Consider the following 19794-nt stretch of genomic DNA (forward strand, 5'->3'; position numbering starts at 1 on the left):
TGACTGCCTGACGGGTCGTCGGGAGCGGACGCCGGATCGCCCTGGCGGCGATCCGTCTTTCCCTGCCCTGCCCCGCAGGAGTCCGATTCCTCCCCTGCCCGAAGGCAGGGGTTTCCTCGGAGGTTCCCGATGAACGAGGCTGAACACCGGCGAGAAGCCCCCGCCACGCCGCAGGATGAGCACACCGCGCCGGACCGGGACAGCTGGGGGGCGTCCGGATTGCCCGGACAGGTCCTCACTACGCTGCTGTTCCACTGCGAGCAACACGGTGAGGAGCAGGTCATCGACTACTACGACCCCGAGTCACCACCACGCTGCAGCTACGGCGACCTGATGGCTCGGAAGGCTCAGTGAACACCCTTCTCGAAGTCGGCCTCGGTAGCGCCGAACGGATCCTGGGCTCCCGCTTTCTGCTCGCCGTCCTGATGCCCGTGCTCCTCGCGGCCGGAGCCTCGGGCGGCGTCGCGCTTGCTGCCACCGGCAGCACACCGGGAGACGCACTGCGGGCCTGGCAGCAATACAGCGCATCAGGACAGCTCCTTGCCGCTCTGTGGATCGTGCTCGGTCTGGTGGGCGCGGCTTATCTCCTGGCCCTCTTCCACCTGCCGTTCCTACGGCTCCTGGAGGGTTACTGGCCGGAGACCGCACTGCTGCGCGGCCTGCGCGAGCGCCGCACCGAGCGACATCGCCGCACCGCCGAGGCGCACTGGCAGCAGATCGCGGAGCTGCACACGGCAGAGCGCCACATCCGAGCCTCCGCCCTGGCCACGCAACTGTCCACGCGTTACCCGCCCCGGCCACGCCTCGCCGACGGCTGTCTGCCCACGGCCCTCGGCAACCGCCTGCGCGCCGCGGAGTTCTATCCGCTGGAACGGTACGGAATCGATGCGGTGGTCATCTGGCCCCGGCTGCTGCCGCTCCTCTCACCCGAGGCGACCGCCCGGGTCACCGCAGCCCGCACCGCCCTCGACGTCACGGTCACCCTGCTCGGCCTGGCCATGGCCTTCGGCACGGTCTGGCCCCTCGCGCTCCTCCTCGCGGGGGGCTCCGGCACCCTGGCTGCCCTCACCCTGCTCGCCTGGCCCCTGGCCTGGGGCGCCTACCGTGCATCCCTCGAGGCGGCGACGGCCTACGGCCAGGAAATCGCTGTGGTCTTCGATCTTCACCGCTACGAACTGCCCCGCCACCTCGAGCTCGCGGCGGTGACGGAGCCCGCCGAGGAACGCCGGATGTGGGACGACCTGGCCCAGTTTTATCTGCGCAATCTACCGCTCCCGAGCGAACTGGTACGCGGCGGAAGTTCCTCCAGAGGCTGAAAGTCGGCCCCGTGTGGACGTTCGCGAATTGGGTGGCAGCATCGCCTCGCTGTCACTGGCGGTGTGGAAGCCCGCGGTGTCGATGAGGTTGCCGCCGGCGTCGCACTGACGCCTTTTCGACGGGCCCGCCGGTCAGGGCGCTGACAGCGAGCGCTTCGGCTGGCCGGGCGGGTCGGCGCCGACTACGGCACTTTCGCGCAGAGCGCCGTCGGCTCCCGGTCTGCATCTACGACGCAGCCCAGACCCACCTGCACACGGTGACCGATCTTCCGCCCGCCGCGTGCCGGATGACTGCCGATGCTGTCTACGGCAGTGACGACACGGCACCGGAGCTGATCGGCGGACAGACCCCGGCCGGGGGTTGCTTTCTGGCTGCGTGGGGTCCGCGCTCAGCCCTCGTCCCGCGCCGTGTGGATGCCGAACGCGGCCCCCTGCGGATCCCGCAGTACTGCGATGCGTAGGTCGTCCTGGATGGAGGTGGGCTCCATGACGGCGGAACCGTCCGCCCGTGCCGCCACCCCGGTCGTCGCGTCTACGTCCTCCACGGCGAAGTACGGCAGCCAGTGTGGCGGCACCTCGGGAGGATACTTGTCGACCATCGCGAGCATGCCGCCGAAGTCCGCGCCGTCGATGCCCCACTGCGTGTACCAGGCCGAGGCGCGCACGGTCCAGCCGAAGACCGTGGTGTAGAAGTCCCGGGCCCGGAAAGGCCCGCGCTTGCCACATCTGGAACGCCGCTCCCGTCGGGTCGAGCGCCACAGCGAACCGACCGACGTCGAACACGTCCATCGGGCCGACGATCACTGTGCCGCCGGCGTCCTCCACCTTCCGTGCCGCCGCGTCCGCGTCCGCGACGGCGAACGATACGTTCCACGCGACCGGTTGGGACTCCTGGTAGAGCGGGGTCAGCGCAGCGACCGCCGCGTCCCCGAGGTGCGCGACCGTGTAGCCGCCGGCCTCCTGACGCGGATCTGTCTGCGGACGCCAGCCGAACAGCTCCGTGTAGAACCGCTTGGCGCCCTCCAGATCGCTGGTTCCCAGCTCGGCCCAGCAGGGGCCTCCGATCACCGGCTTGTCGATCTTCATGGTGCTCCCCAGGGCCGGATCGGTCCCCCTCACCACGCTAATCCCCACCCCGGACCGCGGCCATCCGGAAACCGTCAGGTCGTCATCGGCGTCGGCCTGGGCAGCAGTGCGGTGAAGACCCGCTCCCAGCTGCCGTCGACGGCCCACATCCGCAACCGGTTATGGACGCCTTGCCAGTTGCCGTACTTCTCCGGCAGGTGGACCCACTGCGTTCCGGTCTGGAACTTGAAATCGATCGCGTCGATCACCTCCCGGTGATCGCGCCATCGGCCGCCCCACTTCGGCGTCCGGTCCGGGAGTAACGGCTCGATTCGTGCCCAGTGCCTGTCTGTTATCGGCACACCCGGACCAACGACCGACTGATCCAAACGAAACTGCCTGTGTGCTCGCGCGGATAGGCCCGAAGGAGCACTCTGGGAGTAGAAGAGGCATGGGCCTGACGAGCTCGTTAGTGATCATGGAATTGGGGCGTTCTGTGACCACTGGGAGACCTGCGCCTGCACTGGCCTCATGGCTGACGCTTTAGCTGATGCGAGTTCCTGCGCCGCTTACACGGACGCGCTTGTCACCCGCGCGCAGCGTCACCGTGAGCTCGCCAGGGCGGCCCAGGTCCTCGCCCTGGTGCAGGGTGAGGACAGCGTCCTCGGGGACCAGGCCGAGCTCACGGGCGTACGCACCGAACGCGGCGGCCGCGGCGCCGGTCGCCGGGTCCTCGACGACGCCGCCGACGGGGAACGGGTCACGGACGTGGAAGACGGCGGCCGACTCCCGCCACACCAACTGGACCGTGGTCAGGTCCAAGCGGTGCATCAGGACTTCGAGGCGCGCGAAGTCGTACGCGAGATCTGCGAGGCGAGCGCGCGTCGCCGCCGCGAGAACGAGATGGCGGGCGCCGGCGAACGCGATACGCGGCGGGAAGGCCGGGTCGAGATCGGCGTCCGGCCAGCCGAGCGCGGCGAGCGCCTCATCGAGGTCGGCGTCGGCGATCTCCTCGATGTGCGGCTCGACGCTGGTGAGCGTGGCCCGGACCGTCCCGCTCTCGTCGGCCACCTCCACAGGCACGGTGCCAGCACGCGTCGCGAACACCAACTCCCCGGGGCCTATCCGCTCGGCGAGCGCGACGGCGGCCGCGACGGTGGCGTGCCCGCAGAACGGCACCTCGGCCTTGGGGCTGAAGTAACGGATGGTGTACGCCCGCCCCTCCTGGCCCCCAAGACCCTTCGGGGGCGTGGTCAGGAACGCGGACTCCGAGTATCCGAGGTCGGCGGCGATGGCCAGCATGTCACTGTCGTCCAGGGCGGTGGCGTCCAGAATGACGCCGGCGGGGTTTCCGCCGTCGGGGGCGCTGGAGAAGGCGGTGTATCGCAGCACCTCGGGCCGCGGCGCATTCGTCGTCATGCTCGCGGCAACGCGGGGCGGGCCCGCGGCTATTCCTGGACGCGGGTGGAGGCGGGGATGGGCGTCTGCGGCGGGCCCACGCGGCGGAATCTCACATCGACAAGACCACCTTGCCCCTTCCCGAACTGGGCCTGTGCGCCGACAGACGGGTTCACGGGCGTCGCCTCGGGCGGTTGTCCCAGCGGTGGGTGGTCCAGGACTGTCGGATGAGGCTACGGACGGTGATGATCGTGTCCGCGGGGTCGAAGAAGGCATCGAGCACGGTGGCGCGGCGTGTTGGGGGAGGACCTGCGGCAGGCCATCGGTCAACTGGTGCGCGCCGCGCGGGCGTGGGACACCATGGCTCATGCTCAATGGATCTCCCCAGCCGTAGGCGGCCTGATCTGCGACCGGATGCCACCGGGGGAGAGGCCGCCCATCAGACCAGCTTTACCGTTCACACTCTCAGTCAGCGCAGCAGGGATCGAGGCCGCGAGGCCAGGATGGCCTCGGCCTCGTCACTGATCGTCCGGACCACGTCCGCAGCGGGGCGGACGGCGTCGATGAAGAACGCCGACTGGCCGTAGAGGATCTCGCTCGTGTCGAGGTCGGGTGGGGCCTCGAAGGGGTTGATGTCTTCCGCAGGCGCGAACTCCTCTTGGCGGTCCCGCAGCGTCGCCTCACGCCCTGACCACTCATCGGTGAACCGATTGCGGCGGACGCGTGCGCCGATGGTCGCCGGCCAGGGCAGCCCCGACACGATGTCGTAGGTCTGCGTCCATACGGTGTCGCTGCCGTCACTCTCGACGATCAGGCGCTTGTGGACATCGTGTACCTCGACCGCCTCGGGCGTGGCGAGAAACGCCGTGCCCAGCCAGGCGCCGTCCGCACCGGCGGTGAGGACCGCTGCGAGTGTTCGACCGTCGGCAATGCCCCCTGCGGCCAATACCGGTACGGCGGGATAACGCCTCACGATCCCGGCCAGGAACGGCAGCAGACCCATCGTCCCGGTGTGGCCACCGGCCTCGGTACCCTGCGCCACGAGGACATCGGCACCCGCGGCGACGGCCGACTCCGCGTCACCATAGTTCTGAACCTGGCACATCACCCGGGCTCCCGCGTCCTTGGCGCGAGCAAGCCACGGCTGGGGGTTGGCGAACGACAGCGCGATGATCTCTGGTCGCTCCTCCAGCGCGGCGTCGAAGTGCGGCTCGGTGAAGGGGAGGAACGGCGTGATGAAGCCGACTCCGAACGGTCGGTCCGTCGTGGCGCGAATGGTCGCGATCTCCGCGCGGATCCAGTCAGGCCCTTTCGAGGGATGCGTACCCCCGAAGGAGCCGAGCCCGCCGGCAGCGGAAACCGCGGCGGCGAGTGTCCCGCCGCTGTGCAAGCTCATGGGGGCCGCCATCACCGGGTAAGTGATACCGAACATTTCGGTAAATCTCGTAAGCAACATGGGTCAACGCTAGCCAAAATGGCGAAGCCGACCTACTAGCAACGCAGCGGGACAAGCATCCACCGGACCCAGGCAACGGTCCGTCAAGGACGGCGGCGAGGCCCCCGGTCGCCCAGGTCGATGCGATCGGCGATCAGGGCCGCGAGGTCGTCGTCGCGGGTGCCCGAGACGTAGGCAAGCACGTCACGATGGAGGTGGTCGAGGAGTTGGCGGGGTTCGGCCGAGGCCCATCGGCGCACGCGCTGGGTGAGCGGATAGAAAGTGCCCGTGAAGTCGCGACTTTCGCTGATGCCGTCGGTATACAGCAGCAGGCGGTCCCCTACGGTGAAGGGGACGGTGTCGACCTGATAGCGGTCACCGAGCAGGGCGGCCATGTTGATGGGCGGTGACGGCGCGCTGGATTCCACCTCCCGTACCCCGCCTTCGTGCAGCAACAGCGGCGCGGGGTGCCCGCAGTTGACCAGGCGCGCGATGGGCTCCCCTATGGGGATCTCAACAAGCACAACGGTGATGAAAAGCTCCAGCACATCATCGCCAGGGACCTCCTTGCAGTGCTCCCCCATACTCGTCTCCAACCGCGCTGCGAGGTACGGCAGATCGGGCACATCGCGAACGTGCTCCCGGAACGAGCTGAGCATCACCGAGGCGGCCTCGACGGCCGAAAGCCCCTTGCCGCGTACGTCACCGATGATCATCCGCACCCCGTGCGGGGTACTGCGCACTTCGTAGAAGTCGCCGCCGATCCGGGCGTGCGCGGCGGCCGCCTGGTACAGGACCTCGACGTCGACGGCCCCGAGGTGCTTCGGGAGCGGGGGGCGCAGCGCCTGTTGCGCGGTATCCGCCACCGTGCGGACTTCGGCCAGCACGCGCTCCCGGTACTGCCGTACCCAACTGGCGTAGGCGGCGGCCAGCGTGACTGCCGCGATGGCCAGAAAGGTGAACACGCCGGGTGTCTGTCCCAGCGCATGCTCGGCGTAGGCCAGCGCGATGGCGTCCAGCAGAGCCAGCAGTCCGATGGCCAGCGTGCCGGCCACCGGCCACATGGCGGCGGCCAGCGCCGGTGCTACCCCGAGCAATCGATTGAACATCAGGTGGGGCGTGAGGAGGTCCGCCGTTGTGGCCAGTGCGATCACCAGCAGAGGGCTTGCGAACATCGGCTCGAACCGGTGGCCGTCTCCCCGTATCCAGTGAGGCAGCCGCCTCCTAGTGGTCAGCCATCTGAGCCGCCGAAGGGTGATGGTGCCCGCTGCGGTGGACTCGTTGACTTGCACGCCCATGTCTTCAGCTCCTTGGGGACAGCGGTCAACTGCACCACCTCCCATCACGGGGGACCGCGATGCCCGCGGCCACCAGGGGATCAGCGAAGGGGGGGTTGCGACTGCCGTGATGCGGGCTCATGCCGGGTGGGTCTGTTCCGTCCAGACGGTCTTGCCGCGAGCGGTGTAGCGCATGCCGTGGTGCTGCGTGAGTTCGCTGACGATGGACAGGCCGCGGCCGCCTTCGTCGCTCGGGTTCGCCTTCCGCAGATGGGGAGCCGTACTGTTGGAGTCGGAGACTTCGCAGATGAGTGTGTGGTCGTCGTTGATCAGGCGGAGTTCCACCGGCCCGCTGGAGTAGCGGATGGCGTTGGTGACGAGTTCGCTGACGACCAAGGCGGTCGTGAAAGCGAGTTCGTCGAGCGTCCATGCCGTCAACTGACGGCTGGTCCAGGCGCGGGCGGTTGCGACTGCGGGGGCGTCGGACGGCACGGCCAGGCTGGCAACGCTCTTGGGGTCCAACACCCGTGTGCGGGCTACCAACAGGGCCGACTCATGGCCCGGGAACACGTCACGATCGGCACTCTCAACGATCTTCCGCACATCCGGTCCGTTCCGGCCCACCACTTCGCTCAGCCGTTCCACGGCCGTGTCCGGACCGGGGTGCGATTCGTCAGCACTGCCGCTCCACAAGAGCAGGACACTGCCTGAGGGCACGTCAACCTCGGCGGCGGGCTGGAAAGGATGGCCGGTGGCGCCCAGCGGCGGATGCGAGGTCAGAACCGGTGCGGTCACGCCGCCGTCCGGGAGGACGACCACAAGCTGCGATGAGCCTGCACCGGAGGCGGTGCAGTGCCCGGTAACGGGGTCATACACCACATACAGGCAACTGGACCCGGCGCAGCGCATGTCGAAGGAGCGCGGGCCTGCCGCCGTCTGTTCACGCCCCAGGCGCGTCAGCACGTCGTCCAGGCGGGCGAGTATCTCGTCGGGCTCGAGATCCTGTATGGCGAGCGCGATGATCATGGCTCTGAGCTGACTCATGCCGACCGCACCGTCAGCGCCCTGTCCTTCTGCTACGCCAACCGCCAGGGCCGCCCGTGCGCCCGGCAGCGGGATGACGTCGAACCACTCTCCGCCGGCCCCCTCCACCGGCACATGGCCCTGGGCGGCCTCCAGTGCGCCGAGGGACGGAAGCACCTCGGGGAGCAGGAGTCGTTGCAGGAGCCGGGCGGGGGTGCGCTCCTGGATGCGGCCACGGACGATGCCGAGACATCGCGCTGCGCGGGCCGGGAATCTGGCGGCGGCCCGCCGATCGCCCAAACCGCACGGAGCCGAATCGGCCCGCCGATACCGGTCAACGAGGCCGACAATGACGCCTCGGACGGCCAGGGTGACCACGGTGAGGTAGCGGGCCTTGGTCTCCCGGACGACTCGTGCGCGCGCCAAGTCAGCAGGGGCGCAACGAAGGCGACGTGCTCGTGGGAGGCGCAGGACTCGTCGCAGCGGTCGACACCGGTGCCGGGCGGGGATCACTGGTGATCCCGCCCGTCGGGCTGTTCGGCGGCGCCGGCGCAGCCCGGGCATGTTCCCCAGAAGGTCACCGCCGCCTCGTCCACCTGGTAGGACTCGGGCAGGCGGGGCTGAAGGCACGGAGCCGCACCAATCGCGCAGTCGGTGTCGGTGATGTCGCCGCAGATCCGGCACGCGAAGTGGTGGTGGTTGTCGGCCCGTTCCGTCTCGTAGCGGGCTGGATGGCCGGAGAGTTGCGTGCAGCGAACCAGGCCGACGTCCGTGAGCACGCGCAGCACGTTGTATGTGGCCTGTAGGGACAACCCTCCAAGTACCGTCTGCGCTTCGGCCCGGATGGCCTCGACATCGGGATGCCCGGACAACTCCTCGATGGCGGTGAGCACGGCCATGCGCTGCGCCGTCACCCGTAGCTGCGCCTCGCGCAACCGGGTCGCCGCTCGCACCATGGACTCTTGCGCCTCCTGCGTCTTTGGAGGATCGGTATCCGCAGGGGCAGAACCGACCGAGGGCTTGTTGGATTCAGTCATGGGCCTGAATGCACCATCCATCTGAACTCGCCTGCCGCAGATCGCTGAGGGTTCCGTTCCGCTTGCCTGTCTTAAAGGTACGTTCTGGAGTAAATCAAGGCAATAGAGTCATGTCAGGAAAGTTAGCTTCTAGCCTTTTTCTCACGGAGTGCCGACCGGGGCAGGCCTGCCGAGACGGCGTGCGTCCCGGTGGCAAGGGCGGTCACGTCCTGCGGGACTGGCCACCAGAGGCGTGGCCGACAGTGATGCGGCCGGCCGGGCCGAGTAGCGGTCGCGCTCTATGCGCCGATCGGAGTCATGCTGTGGGGCAGCCGGGTGATCTTCTTCCGCGCGCTCTTCCGCCACCCGGAACTCCTCGACGCCAGAGTGGAGGAGCGCTTCTTCCTCGGTGAGCGCCTTCGAGCCCTGGTCGGGGCCCTGCTGTATGTCTCCGCCGGCGTGGTGACCACGCCAGTCCTGGCACTCGTGATCTTCATACTGCTGCCGATTTTCTACGGCATCACAAGTCATGGCTACGTACAGTTGCGCGTCTTCGGGCGCCGTGCGCCGCCCGGGCGGTGAGACGCCCTGCGGTGTGGTGCGCTTGCTATTCGGGAAGGGCACTGCCTTCCTCGCCCCGTACTCACCAGAGCGATGGGTACGGGCATCGGACCGTCCAGGCCGGACCGGGCACCCGCAGGCGTGAGGAAACCCGCCGCCCCGTCACGGACCGTGCACACGATGCACCACCCCGGACAGGGACACATGAAAGAACGCGGGCGACCAGCGCGTCCACAACCGTTCGGGATGCGCGCAGTACCAGGATGTGGGTCCAGGACTCACTCCTGCGCACTGATTAGGAACGGTTCTCCATGTCTCACGCTTCCACCGTGGCTGTTCTCGGAGCCGGCGCACTCGGCGCCGCGATGGCTACGCGGCTCGGAAATACCGGCCATGAGGTCCGGCTGTGGAACCGCACGGAGGACAAGGCCCGTGCAGTGGCGGAGCACGCTGTCGGGGTCACGGCTGTGCGGGCGGTGGGCGATGCGGTCTCCGGCGCGCCCGTCGTCATCACTGTGCTCCGTGACGGCGATGCGGTGGCGGAGGTCATGTCGGACGCCATCGGTCGGCTCGACAGTGAAGCCGTATGGGTGCAGGCGAGCACGGTAGGGCCACGGGACGCCGCCGCACTGGCCGGTTTGGCTCGTGATCGTGGTGTTGCGTACCTCGACGCACCGGTCTCGGGAAGCACGGCTCCCGCTCTGCAGGGCAAGCTGGTCTGGCTGGTTGCCGGCCCCGCAGACGTCCTCACGCGGGTGCGTCCCCTGCTCGAGGATCTCGGTTCTTCCGTGCTCCACGTGGGGACGGGGGGCGAAGGCAGCGCCGTCAAGCTCGCGATCAACGCTTGGATGGCTGCCTCAACGGTCGTCATGAGCGACGTCCTCGCGCTGTGCGACGCTCTCGGGGTCGACCACGCGACGTTCGTCCGGGTGCTTGAGGCGGGCCCGCTCGCGATGCCGTACGAGTTGCAGAAAGTAGGCGCCATGGACGACGCCTCGTACGCGCCCGGATTCGCGGTGCAGCTCGCCCTGAAGGACATCGAACTGGCCGCGGCAGCCGCCACCCCCAGCCCTCTGCTCCAGGTCGTCCGAGACCGCCTGGCAGCAACAGCCGCAGCCGGCCACGACAACGACGACCTCGCCGCCGTCGACTACCTCAGGAAGCCGCCGTCATAGGCTGCCTGCGGTTCGTCATCCCGCCCAGGCGGTACCAGGGTCACCACAGCAGGAGCAGGGCGGTAGCGAGTGCGACGGTCAGTACGACGCCTGCTGCCAGTGGTCCTCCGGTCCGGCCGGCGATGCTCAGCCGTTCCTGTCGGATATCGGCTGCGGCGTTCCGGTAGCGCACCGCGGCGTAAGCCAGCCCGGCCGCTCCTACAGCCATCAGCAGAGTCCCCGCGGCCAGTGACCGGGTGTGGCCGTATTCGATGAACTTGGCCACGGCCAGTCCGAGCGCCATCACGTTCGCGGATGTACGCAGCCACGCAAGGTACGTGCGCTCGTTCGCCAGATGGTCCCGGGCGTGGGACGGGTCTGTGTCGTCCCCACCGTGCACCTTGCCCATGGACTCGCTCTCCTTTCCGGGCGCCGCAGCAATGCGCACTGTGCCGCTGCCACCGAATCCGAGGGGGCAGGAGGTGTCGCTTGGGCGGAAGTAGAGCATAGATCCAATATGGGCATATATGGCAAACGGGAAGATATGATCGTTCACGAGACAGAGCCGTACAACGCCGAGCCGCCTCCTGGCGCCCTCGTGGGCCAGGTCACCCCCCTGGACACCTTCTACGGCCGCAATCACGGACCGTTCCCCCTCATAGACAGGGCAAGCTGGAGGCTACGAGTAGACGGCCTGGTCGAGAACCCGCTGGAGCTGTCCCTGGACGAACTGCAGCGCCTCTTCCCCGAGCGGAACCTGGTGGCGACACTGCAGTGCGCGGGCAACCGCCGCGCCGACCTGATGGAGTTCCACGACATACCTGGTCAAGTCCCGTGGGGCCCCGCAGCCGTCTCCACCGCATGCTGGGGCGGAGCGGGCCTGGCAGACGTGCTGGCCGCGGCCGGGCTGCAGGCGCAAGCGACCCACATCGCCTTCACCGGCGCCGACGTGTCACAGGACACCGACCCACCACAGCCCTTCGGCGCCTCCATCCCGGCGGCGAAAGCCACCGCCGGCGAAGTGCTCCTGGCCTGGACGATGAACGACCAGGCACTGCCCACCGCGCACGGGGCTCCACTACGCGTGGTCGTCCCGGGCTGGATCGGCGCCCGCAGCGTCAAATGGCTCCAGCGCATCACCGCACAAGCCGAACCGACCGACAACTACTTCCAAGCTGAATACAGCATCCTGCCCCCCGAAGCCGACCCTCGCACGGCCGGACCGGGGGACGGCATCACCCTTGGCCCCGTCGCCATCCACTGCGCCATCCTGCAGCCCGGAAAAGACGCCCAGCTGCCGTCCGGGCCGACCAAGGTCACGGGCTTTGCCTTCGCCGGGGATGACCGAACGGTAGCGCGGGTGGACGTATCCCCTGACGGCGGCAACATGTGGATCCACGCCGATCTGGACACAGCGGAAAACCCCTGGACGTGGCAGCACTGGCACGCCACACTCACTCTGCCCCCAGGCACGATGGAACTCGTCGCCCGCGCCTGGGACGACACCGCGGCCGTACAGCCCGAATCGCCAGCAACCGTCTGGAACCCCAGGGGGTACGCCAACAACTCATGGGCCCGCCTGCACGTCACATGCTCTCGCTGAACCGGACGAGCCAGATGAGGTTCGGAGATAGCCCCCGGGGCGAGCGCACGCCAAGCTATTGCTGCTGGAAACAGGCATTACAGCAAAGATGCGCAGTTCCGCCATCACCTGTCGCCGCCCCGCTTCGCTCCAGAGGACCCCTGTGGATGCAGTCGGTTATCCGGTGCGGAACGGCGACCACGAAGGCCCAAACGAGTGACACGGGCACTCAGAGTATCTGGAGCAAGTGGCGACCTACTCCTCCGCCGGCCTCCTCCCGGAGGACCTGTGCGACCGGATCGATGCTTGGGAAGAGGCCCTGGAGGAGGCCGAGCAGTCGAGGGACGACGATGCTGCAGCGCCGCTGGGTTATTAGTACGACCTGTCCATCCCACCGGGCTCGCGAGTGGGCGGTTTAGCCACCTGGCACGCCACGGACCCGTCGCCCATGAACTGCCTGCCCTCCGCGACACCGATGGACCTGCCATGGACCATCGCCAGCACGGAATGGGACGGCGGCAGCGGCAGCTGGAAACCGCTGGAAGAACAGGACTTGCCCACGCACCAGTCCGCCGGGCCGGCCCCAGGTCACTGTGGGCCGCTGGGGTGAACTCAACATCTTCACCTGCCCCGAAGATCCCGGTCACCCGCACCGCTGGGGCATCCAGTAAGCCACTCGGCCATGATCACTGCACGTGCTTCAGCGAGACTCTTGCGAGGAACCCCAGGCGTTTACGCCTCCGTTGGCAAAAGGACAGGGCGGGCATCCCGGCTCGCACTCTGGCTGGGAGTGGATCACTTGACCTGCGGGTCCGTGAGCCAAAGTGACCACCACGGCCGGCGGTACGTCCCTTTCCCAACGGAGTCGTTTACGCCTGGGAGGAATCGCATCGTGTGGTGGCGACGCGGAGCGTCGCAGTATCCCGGGATTCGGGCGCGGAGCGCCCGTAAGGCTGTCCGGCGGATCCGGAGAGTGCTCTCGCCTCAGTCGGGGCGTTTCTGGTTCTCGATGTACTCCTTGACCACGGAGAGAGGGGCTCCGCCGACGGAGGCGGCGAAGTAGGAAGGGGACCAGAAGTGGTCGCCCCACAGGAAACGGTGGATGTGATCGGGGAACTCCTGGCGCAGGCGGCGGGCGGAGACGCCCTTGAGCGAGCCGACCAGCCGGGAGAGGGCGATCTTGGGCGGGTAGTGCACCAGCAGGTGCACATGATCCCGCTCACCGTTGAACTCGGTCAGTTCGGCGCCGAAGTCGGCGCAGACGTCCCGCATGATCTCCTCGCAGCGTGCGAGGAGATCATCGGTGAAGACTCCGCGACGGTACTTCGTGGTGAAGACCAAATGCGCGTGCAGAGTGTAAACGACGCTACGTCCCCTGTGTATACCGGGATTTGGTTCTCATCTCGGTGACACAGGCCAATGCTAGACGCTAGCCTGGCCGGGTGAAAATGGTGGTGCAAGTCAAGCTCCTGCCGACGCCCGTACAGGCGGCGGCACTTGAGGCGACCCTGCACTCCTGCAACGAGGCGGGGTCCTGGGTATCCGAGGTGGCCTTCGCCAAGGATGTGAAGCGGAACTTCGCGTTGCGCGAGCACACCTACACCGAGATCAAGCAACGGTGGGGGCTGGGCGCGCAGGCCGCCCAGCACGTCATCAAGAAGACCTGCGACGCCTACCGCACACTGGCGGCGAATGCGAAGGCCGGGAACCTCGGCAAGCCGTGGTCCAAGCGCTACCGGCGGGCCACGCAGAAGCCGATCGCCTTCCGGCTCGAGGGCGCGCAGCCCTATGACGACCGGATGCTGTCCTGGCAGATCCCGGACCGCACCATCTCCATCTGGACGTTGTCGGGGCGGACGAAGGGCGTGGCGTTCACCGCCTCCCCGGAGCAGCTGGCCCGTCCGGCCCTGTACCGCAAGGGCGAGTCCGACCTGCTCTATCGAGACGGCATGTGGTTTCTGCAGGCCACCTGCGAGATCCCCGAAGCCGAGCAGAATGCCGATCCGGACGGGTTCCTGGGCATTGACCTGGGGATCGTGAACATCGCCACCACCTCGGACGGTCAGATCATGGCCGGGCGCGCACTCAACCGGGGACGGCTGCGCGAACGCACGCTCCGGACCAAGCTGCAAAAGAAGAACACCCCGTCCGCCAAGCGCCGGCTGAAGAAGCGGCGACGCAAGGAGTCACGGCGGGCACGGGACACCAACCACAAGATCGCGAAGCATGTGGTGGCCGAGGCTGGGGGCACCTCCCACGCCCTTAAGGCAGTGGGGGAGCACCGGACGCGGAATCGCCCTGGAGGACCTGGGCGGTATTCGTGAGCGGGTACGGCTTCGCAAGCCCCAACGGGCCACCCTGCACTCCTGGGCCTTTCACCAGCTCGGACAGTTCATCACGTACAAGGCCCGCAAGGCGGGAGTGCCGGTGGTGTACGTCGATCCGGCGTACACCTCGCGCACCTGCGCCGAATGCGGCCACATCGACAAGGCGAACCGGGTCTCCCAGGCGTGGTTCGCGTGCCGTTCCTGCGGATTCGTTGATCACGCGGATCGGAACGGCTCCCGCAACATCCGTGCTCGCGCGGAAGAGTTGTGGCGACGCGGGGCGCAGTCAACCGCCCCAGACCCACCTCCGAAACCGGGGCGCGGGACAGGACGCAAGCGCAGCACCACAACCAGTGGCGCCCGCTCTGCAAGCCCGTCGCTTTAGCAACGGGTCGTTGGCGGAATCCGTTCCCCCTGGGTTGCGCCGATCGAGCGGCGCAACTGCGGCTGTGTCGCGATGTGGATCCGGTTGCCACAGGTGTCAGCGGCGCTGACAGCGCCCTGACCGAGAGCGTCGAGCTCATCATGCTCGATAGTTGGCCGGGCCGGCCTTCCAGCGGTGGAGCGCGGACAGCACAGGCCTCCTGCTCATGCCCGGGAGCCGCTGCGTCGGTGTCGGCCGCCTTCGGGGCAGGGGGCGCGCGGTCACCGCGCACCGCTCCGAGGCGCTACCAGATCAGGCACCAGTAGTTGCCGGCCCGCCCGGTGCCCACTGACGTGAGGCCCCTTGGGAGCAGCGCGGGATCCGGCTGGCCGACGGCCGCCATCGAGCAGGTGGGGTCGCCGACCACTCCAGCGGCGGCCATGCGCTGAGCAGCAGCTGTTGCCGCCGTGCTCATGTACCACCGCGTCGGCTGCGGTGACGGAGGCGACGCGTTTGGCTTGGGTGACGTGGGTGATGCCGATGTGGGCTTGGGGCCCGTCGTCGCTGTCGGCTTCGGTGTTGAAGGCCGCGTTGATGTCGGCCTCGGTGCGGGTGACGTGGGTGGCGCAGGTGCCTTGGGCGATGGGGGTGTTGCCGATGATGTGGGCTTGGGTGTCGCCGTCGCCGTCGGCTCAGGTGTTGAAGGGCGTGTCGCTATCGGCTTCGGCGGTGGCGACGGGGCAGGCGTCGTCCTCCGGGGCGTCTCCTGGGACGGCCTGCTGGACGGTGACGGGGACGGTTGCCGGGAGCGGGGCGTCGCCGTCGGCGTAGGTTCCGGCGTGTGCGTCGACGTGGGCTGTGCCTGGCCCGACGGCGTCGGACGGGGTGTGCCGTGCGGCGCCACCAACGCCCAGATGCCGATGCCGCCGAGGACGAGCACGGCGACACCGCCTGCGATCCACGGGGCCAGCTGGCGTGGGCGTCGGTGACGGTTCATGGTTCCCACTCTCCGAAAGTGACCGCGGCGCCGCCACTCGGGTCACTGACTTCGGCTTTTCCGGGAGACGCCGGAAAATCGACCCGAGCCGGTTCCGGCGATGAAGTCGTTGAGGATGTCAGGGCGCTCCTGGCGGCACTGCGCCAGTTGCGCCCGCGGATCGCGAGACGAACGAGAGCAGCACAGGGCGCCCGTTCCGGGCGCATCCCGGTGCGGCTGCCGTGGCCCTGTTGCACATTCCGGTCCCCGACTATCCACGTTGGACATACAGAACGCTGCTGCTGGTCCTTGCTCTCCTTGCCGACCGCCTCGTCCCGATGGCGGCGCTGTTCTTGATCTCCAGTGGCCTGGTGTTGGAGAGCCTGCCGTTCCTGAGACGCAGGGGGCGCAGGGGCATGCCTCGGCGGACTCGTCCGGACCGGGCAGGAGCAGCGCGATAGCCATAGTGTCCGTGGGGCCTCGCCATAAGCGGACTCAGCTAGATGTGCTCAGATCGCGCCAGTCAGTTCCTGTTCGGCCCAGACGATCTTGCCGCTGGCCGTGTAGCGGGTGCCCCGGCGGTGGGACAGTTGGGCGACGAGGAACAGGCCTCGACCGCCCTCGTCGGTGGCGCGGGCATGACGCAGGCGTGGGACGGTGTCGCTGGCGTCGGAGACCTCACAGACCAGCACGTGGTGTCGGATCAGGCGCAGGGTGATCGGGCCCACGCCGTGCCGGATGGCGTTGGTGACCAATTCGCTGACGATCAGTTCGGTGTTGGGCGCAAGATGCTCCAGTCCCCATTCGGTCAATTGGTTGGCGGCCAACGTGCGGGCGTGACTGACGACGGCCGGATCGCACGGCAACTCCCACGAGGCGACCTGGGTCGGACTGAGAGCGCGTGTCCGGGCCAGGAGCAGAGTCGCGTCATCGGACGGTGCTCGGGTCGGCAGGGTGGCGACCACGGTCGAGCAGAGCTCCTCCAGGTGGCGGCCCGGCTGTGCCAGGGCGGTGCCCAGGCGGTGCATCCCGGCGTCGATGTCCGCGTCACGCGTCTCGATCATTCCGTCTGTGTAGAAGGCGAGCACGCAGCCCTCGGGCAATTCCAGCTCCACGGCCTCGAAGGAGGCCGTGCCGACGCCGAGCGGCAGGCCGGAAGGGAGGTCGGGGAAGGTGACCTCGCCCTGCGGCGAGATGATGGCGGGCGGAGGATGCCCGGCTCGTGCCATCGTGCAGCGTCGGGTGACCGGGTCGTAGACGGCGTACAGGCACGTGGCGCCCACGAATGCGACGGTCCGGTCCGGGGCGTCGAGGTCTTCCTCGGCGAGATACGAGATGGTGTCGTCGAGGTGGGCCAGCAACTCGTCGGGGGGCAGGTCCATGTTCGCGAGCGTATGCACCGCCGTGCGGATCCTACCCATGGTCGTTGCGGCGTTGATGCCGTGCCCGACCACGTCGCCCACGACCAGTGCCACCCGGGCGCCGGACAGAGGGATGACGTCGAACCAGTCACCTCCGACGCCGTCCTCCGTGTCCGCGGGAAGGTAGCGGGAGGCCACCTCGACGGCTGCCCCGCCCGTGAGTCGGCGTGGCAGCAGATTGCGCTGCAGCGCGAAGGACGCGGCGCGTTCGCGAACGTACTGGCGAGCGTTGTCCAATGACAGCGCAGCGCGGTTGACCAGTTCCTCGGCGAAGAGCAGATCGTCCGTGTCGAACGGCGCGGGATCGGCGGTACGGACGAAGACCGCCACACCCAGCACCACCCCGCGGGCGTGGATCGGCACGATCATCAAGGAATGCATCCCGTGCTGGCGGATCCTGTCCGCCCGCCCCGGGTCCTGATCCAGCCACGTGCCGGGAGAGGTGTCCAGCACCGGTTCCAGGTGCGGTCTGCCAGAGGTCAGGACATCGGTGAAGGGCGAGGACGCGGGAACGAGGACTGGCTCCCCAAGCGGCCAGATCGACTCCGGGATGCCTTCGTGGATCGACGCCATGCCCGCTCGGCGGAAGGCCGGTATTCGGCCGCCCATCGCACCTAGCCGGGCCAGCGATTCCTCGCCCAGCGGTACCGACTCCGCCAGGTCGACGGTGACGAAGTCCGCGAAGCGCGGCACGGCGAAGTCGGCGAGTTCCTGCCCGGTCCGCATCACGTCCAGCGTGCTGCCTATCCTTGTACCGGCCTCGCTGAGGATGGCCAGCCGCTCTCGCGCCCGCTGACGGTCCGTCACATCAACGACCATGGCGCACACGCCCAACGTGCGTCCTTCCGCGTCGTCAAGACGGAAGAAGGAGGTCGAGAACGCGTGTTCCCGGCGTCGGTCCGTCGGCAGGCTGAGCCGGTATTCGTGGTCGACCGTCGGGGTGCCGGTCTCCAAGACCCCCCGCATCACCGCTTCGACAGCTTCGGCCTCGCATCCCGGCAGCACCTCTCCAAGGCGTCGGCCCAGCCGCTTTTCACGGGGGATGCCGTCCTGGATCGCCAAGGCGTCGTTCACCCAGGTGCAGCGCAACTCCGGGTCGCGGACGGCGATGCCGATCGGGGCACTGGAGAGGAGTGACTCCAGCCCCAGTCCGTTCACCGGTGATGAGGAGCCGGTGGTCATGCCGGTTGCGGAGACGAGCCAGTGGGTCCGCCCATCTTGCCCCGACAGCGGGGCGACCCGCAGGTTCACATCCCCTCGGCCGCCGTCGCGGTGACGGAGACCGACGAGGCCGGACCAGCCGCCCTCGATACGGCACCGCTCCGCGAACGCCGATGCCTTCGAGCTGTCCTCGGTTGCCGCCAGCACCTCCACGGCGGAGTGGCCGACCACATCCTCGGCGGAGTAGCCGATGAGTCGCTCAGCAGCCTGCGTCCAGCCGACCACCATCCCCTCCCCGTCGACCACCGCTATGGCCGCGCCGATCATCTGCCCGGCTGACTGCCCCGCTCCCTGCGCGGTGATCGGCTCCACGTCGTCATCTGTGAGCATCGCGGTCCTCCGTTGTGCCGGGTGTTGCTGAGACGACAGGGCCCGGCTGGCCCGTATCGGCGATGCGATCGAGCCATTCGGCCAGCAGCGCGCTCTCGGATCGCGTGACGGCGATGGTGCCGTTGTTGCGCAAGCTCTCGCGCAGGGCCGCGGCTCGGCTTGCGACGTCCTTCGGCGCCTGGGGTTCGTCGTCACCTACGGTAGTGATCGTTCGCAGTACGTGTTCGCGCGCGACCGTCGACAGTTCCAGATCCTGCTCGGACGGCGCCGTCGAGATCAGAGACAGCACGACTCCGAGCCCGTTGGCGTGCATGAGCTGAGTCGCGCGCTCCACGCTCATACGGAGCCGTCCGGCAGCCGCCACCCGGGCAAGGTTCCGGCGCAGGATCGCAATGGTCTCCAGCCCCGCTGGAAAATCCCCCCGGTATCGTCCTTCGCCGTACATCAATACGTAGAAGCCCGGCCGGGAAAGGCCGAACCCCACGTGCAGGTCCCAGGACCGGCGGAGATCCGCGACGGGGTCGTCGGTTTCCCCGAGGGCCTGCTTTTCGGTGAGGTATTGCTGGAACCCGTAGGCCGCGAGCGCGTCGAGCAATCCGTCTTTGTCACCGAACAGGCGATACAGCGTCGGCGGCTGAACCCCGGCCGCAGCGCACACCGCCCGCGTCGAGACAGCCGCACGACCTTCGCGGGCCAACAGATCCGCTGCGGCGTGAAGGATCCGTTCCCGCGTCCGCGCAGCCGACGTCCTCATGTGGGTATATTACTGCTGTTACTATTAAATTGATCCTCTCGATATGATTACTCAGCTTGGCTGGGTGATATTGGGTCCTCCTGTACGCGTCGCCGCGACTGTCGGGCCAAAGGCTGTGCCGTGTTCCGCGCCGGGCGATCGCCGGCACGATGCCGCGATCACAGACCTGGTCTCGGTAGATGTCGCGGTCGTAACCGGGGTCGGCGAACAGCGAGTCCGGCTTCCGGCGGGGACGGCCAACCCGGCCGCGGACCGGCGGGATCGCGTCGAGCAAGGGCAGCAGTTGGGTGACGTCGTTGCGGTTGCCGCCGGTCAGCAGCGCCGCGAGCGGAGTATCGCGCCCATCGGCAATCACGTGGTGCTTCGAGCCGGCCGGGCCTTGATCGACCGGCGACGGGCCCGTTTGGCTCCCCCTTCTAGCGCCCTGACATGGCAGGAGTCGACCACGCGGCGAGACCGGTCGAGCTTCGCCGCCGCGTTCAGCTCGGCGAGCAGGACTTCGTGCAGCCGCTGCCAGACACCGGCTTCGTTCCAGTCCCGCAGCGGTCTCTGGCACGTCATGCCAGAGCCGAAG

The 19794-nt window shown here is 68.2% G+C and carries 17 protein-coding genes and 4 pseudogenes; 7 read left to right on the plus strand and 14 right to left on the minus strand.

Translation table 11 applies throughout. The features are described from left to right. Positions 1-129 precede the first annotated feature (129 nt). Complete coding sequence (locus ACFYXB_RS35980) at positions 130-354, plus strand: hypothetical protein (RefSeq protein WP_389589242.1); 225 nt, start codon at positions 130-132, stop codon at positions 352-354. Then, the gene (locus ACFYXB_RS35985) at positions 351-1316 is read left to right on the plus strand and encodes a hypothetical protein (RefSeq protein ID WP_389589243.1); all 966 of its coding nucleotides are present in this window, start codon (positions 351-353) and stop codon (positions 1314-1316) included. The genes ACFYXB_RS35980 and ACFYXB_RS35985 overlap by 4 nt, the downstream gene beginning before the upstream one ends. 389 nt (positions 1317-1705) lie before the next feature. Here the strand turns inward: ACFYXB_RS35985 and ACFYXB_RS35990 are convergent. From ACFYXB_RS35990 to ACFYXB_RS36025, 8 genes and pseudogenes are all read right to left on the minus strand, one after another. Continuing rightward, a pseudogene (locus ACFYXB_RS35990) lies at positions 1706-2402 on the minus strand (VOC family protein). A gap of 74 nt (positions 2403-2476) precedes the next feature. After that, positions 2477-2743 carry a transposase gene (locus ACFYXB_RS35995; protein ID WP_389589294.1) on the minus strand — a complete coding sequence of 89 codons (267 nt, stop codon included), beginning with the start codon at positions 2741-2743 and terminating at the stop codon, positions 2477-2479. A gap of 181 nt (positions 2744-2924) precedes the next feature. Continuing rightward, the gene (locus ACFYXB_RS36000; RefSeq protein WP_389589244.1) at positions 2925-3800 is read right to left on the minus strand and encodes a PhzF family phenazine biosynthesis protein; all 876 of its coding nucleotides are present in this window, start codon (positions 3798-3800) and stop codon (positions 2925-2927) included. Between the two features lie 151 nt (positions 3801-3951). Next, positions 3952-4074 (minus strand): annotated as a pseudogene (locus tag ACFYXB_RS36005) (IS5/IS1182 family transposase); the annotation flags it as partial. A gap of 174 nt (positions 4075-4248) precedes the next feature. Then, entirely contained in the window at positions 4249-5235 is a 987-nt protein-coding gene (locus tag ACFYXB_RS36010; protein ID WP_389589245.1) for an NAD(P)H-dependent flavin oxidoreductase, read from the minus strand. An 83-nt stretch (positions 5236-5318) separates the two neighbouring features. Then, the gene (locus ACFYXB_RS36015) at positions 5319-6512 is read right to left on the minus strand and encodes a PP2C family protein-serine/threonine phosphatase (protein WP_389589246.1); all 1194 of its coding nucleotides are present in this window, start codon (positions 6510-6512) and stop codon (positions 5319-5321) included. A gap of 117 nt (positions 6513-6629) precedes the next feature. Then, positions 6630-7892 (minus strand): SpoIIE family protein phosphatase, encoded by a 1263-nt coding sequence (locus tag ACFYXB_RS36020; protein WP_389589247.1) that lies wholly within the window; start codon positions 7890-7892, stop codon positions 6630-6632. 131 nt (positions 7893-8023) lie between these two features. Beyond that, entirely contained in the window at positions 8024-8551 is a 528-nt protein-coding gene (locus tag ACFYXB_RS36025; RefSeq protein ID WP_389589248.1) for a Fur family transcriptional regulator, read from the minus strand. A 297-nt stretch (positions 8552-8848) separates the two neighbouring features. Between ACFYXB_RS36025 and ACFYXB_RS36030 the strand changes: the two genes are divergently transcribed. Next, positions 8849-9112: a hypothetical protein gene (locus tag ACFYXB_RS36030; protein WP_389589249.1), complete on the plus strand. Its 264-nt coding sequence runs from the start codon at positions 8849-8851 to the stop codon at positions 9110-9112. 290 nt (positions 9113-9402) lie between these two features. Then, on the plus strand, positions 9403-10266 hold the full coding sequence (locus ACFYXB_RS36035; protein ID WP_389589250.1) for an NAD(P)-dependent oxidoreductase: 864 nt from the start codon (positions 9403-9405) through the stop codon (positions 10264-10266). A 40-nt stretch (positions 10267-10306) separates the two neighbouring features. Here ACFYXB_RS36035 and ACFYXB_RS36040 read toward each other — a convergent pair whose 3' ends face one another. After that, the gene (locus tag ACFYXB_RS36040; RefSeq protein WP_351362858.1) at positions 10307-10654 is read right to left on the minus strand and encodes a DUF202 domain-containing protein; all 348 of its coding nucleotides are present in this window, start codon (positions 10652-10654) and stop codon (positions 10307-10309) included. Between the two features lie 135 nt (positions 10655-10789). On the opposite strand from ACFYXB_RS36040, the gene ACFYXB_RS36045 reads away from it, so the two are divergent. Continuing rightward, a complete protein-coding gene (locus ACFYXB_RS36045) occupies positions 10790-11848 on the plus strand; it encodes a sulfite oxidase (RefSeq protein WP_389589251.1) in 1059 nt (352 codons plus the stop codon). Positions 11849-12074: 226 nt separating this feature from the next. Next, positions 12075-12203: a hypothetical protein gene (locus tag ACFYXB_RS36050; protein ID WP_389589252.1), complete on the plus strand. Its 129-nt coding sequence runs from the start codon at positions 12075-12077 to the stop codon at positions 12201-12203. 608 nt (positions 12204-12811) lie between these two features. On the opposite strand, the gene tnpA is transcribed toward ACFYXB_RS36050, so the two are convergent. Continuing rightward, the gene (gene tnpA, locus ACFYXB_RS36055) at positions 12812-13210 is read right to left on the minus strand and encodes an IS200/IS605 family transposase (RefSeq protein ID WP_389589295.1); all 399 of its coding nucleotides are present in this window, start codon (positions 13208-13210) and stop codon (positions 12812-12814) included. A 65-nt stretch (positions 13211-13275) separates the two neighbouring features. On the opposite strand from tnpA, the pseudogene ACFYXB_RS36060 reads away from it, so the two are divergent. Next, a pseudogene (locus ACFYXB_RS36060) lies at positions 13276-14539 on the plus strand (RNA-guided endonuclease InsQ/TnpB family protein). A gap of 283 nt (positions 14540-14822) precedes the next feature. On the opposite strand, the gene ACFYXB_RS36065 reads toward ACFYXB_RS36060, so the two are convergent. From ACFYXB_RS36065 to ACFYXB_RS36080, 4 genes and pseudogenes are all read right to left on the minus strand, one after another. Next, positions 14823-14993 (minus strand): hypothetical protein, encoded by a 171-nt coding sequence (locus ACFYXB_RS36065; RefSeq protein WP_389589253.1) that lies wholly within the window; start codon positions 14991-14993, stop codon positions 14823-14825. 1010 nt (positions 14994-16003) lie between these two features. Beyond that, the gene (locus ACFYXB_RS36070; RefSeq protein ID WP_389589254.1) at positions 16004-18466 is read right to left on the minus strand and encodes a SpoIIE family protein phosphatase; all 2463 of its coding nucleotides are present in this window, start codon (positions 18464-18466) and stop codon (positions 16004-16006) included. After that, positions 18453-19220, minus strand: coding sequence for a TetR/AcrR family transcriptional regulator (locus tag ACFYXB_RS36075; protein ID WP_389589255.1), 768 nt, complete (start codon positions 19218-19220; stop codon positions 18453-18455). Before ACFYXB_RS36075 ends, ACFYXB_RS36070 begins: the two co-directional genes overlap by 14 nt. A 115-nt stretch (positions 19221-19335) precedes the next feature. Beyond that, positions 19336-19787 (minus strand): annotated as a pseudogene (locus ACFYXB_RS36080) (transposase); the annotation flags it as partial. Positions 19788-19794 lie beyond the last annotated feature (7 nt).

This window comes from Streptomyces sp. NPDC002619 (assembly GCF_042889305.1).
GTDB lineage: Bacteria > Actinomycetota > Actinomycetes > Streptomycetales > Streptomycetaceae > Streptomyces.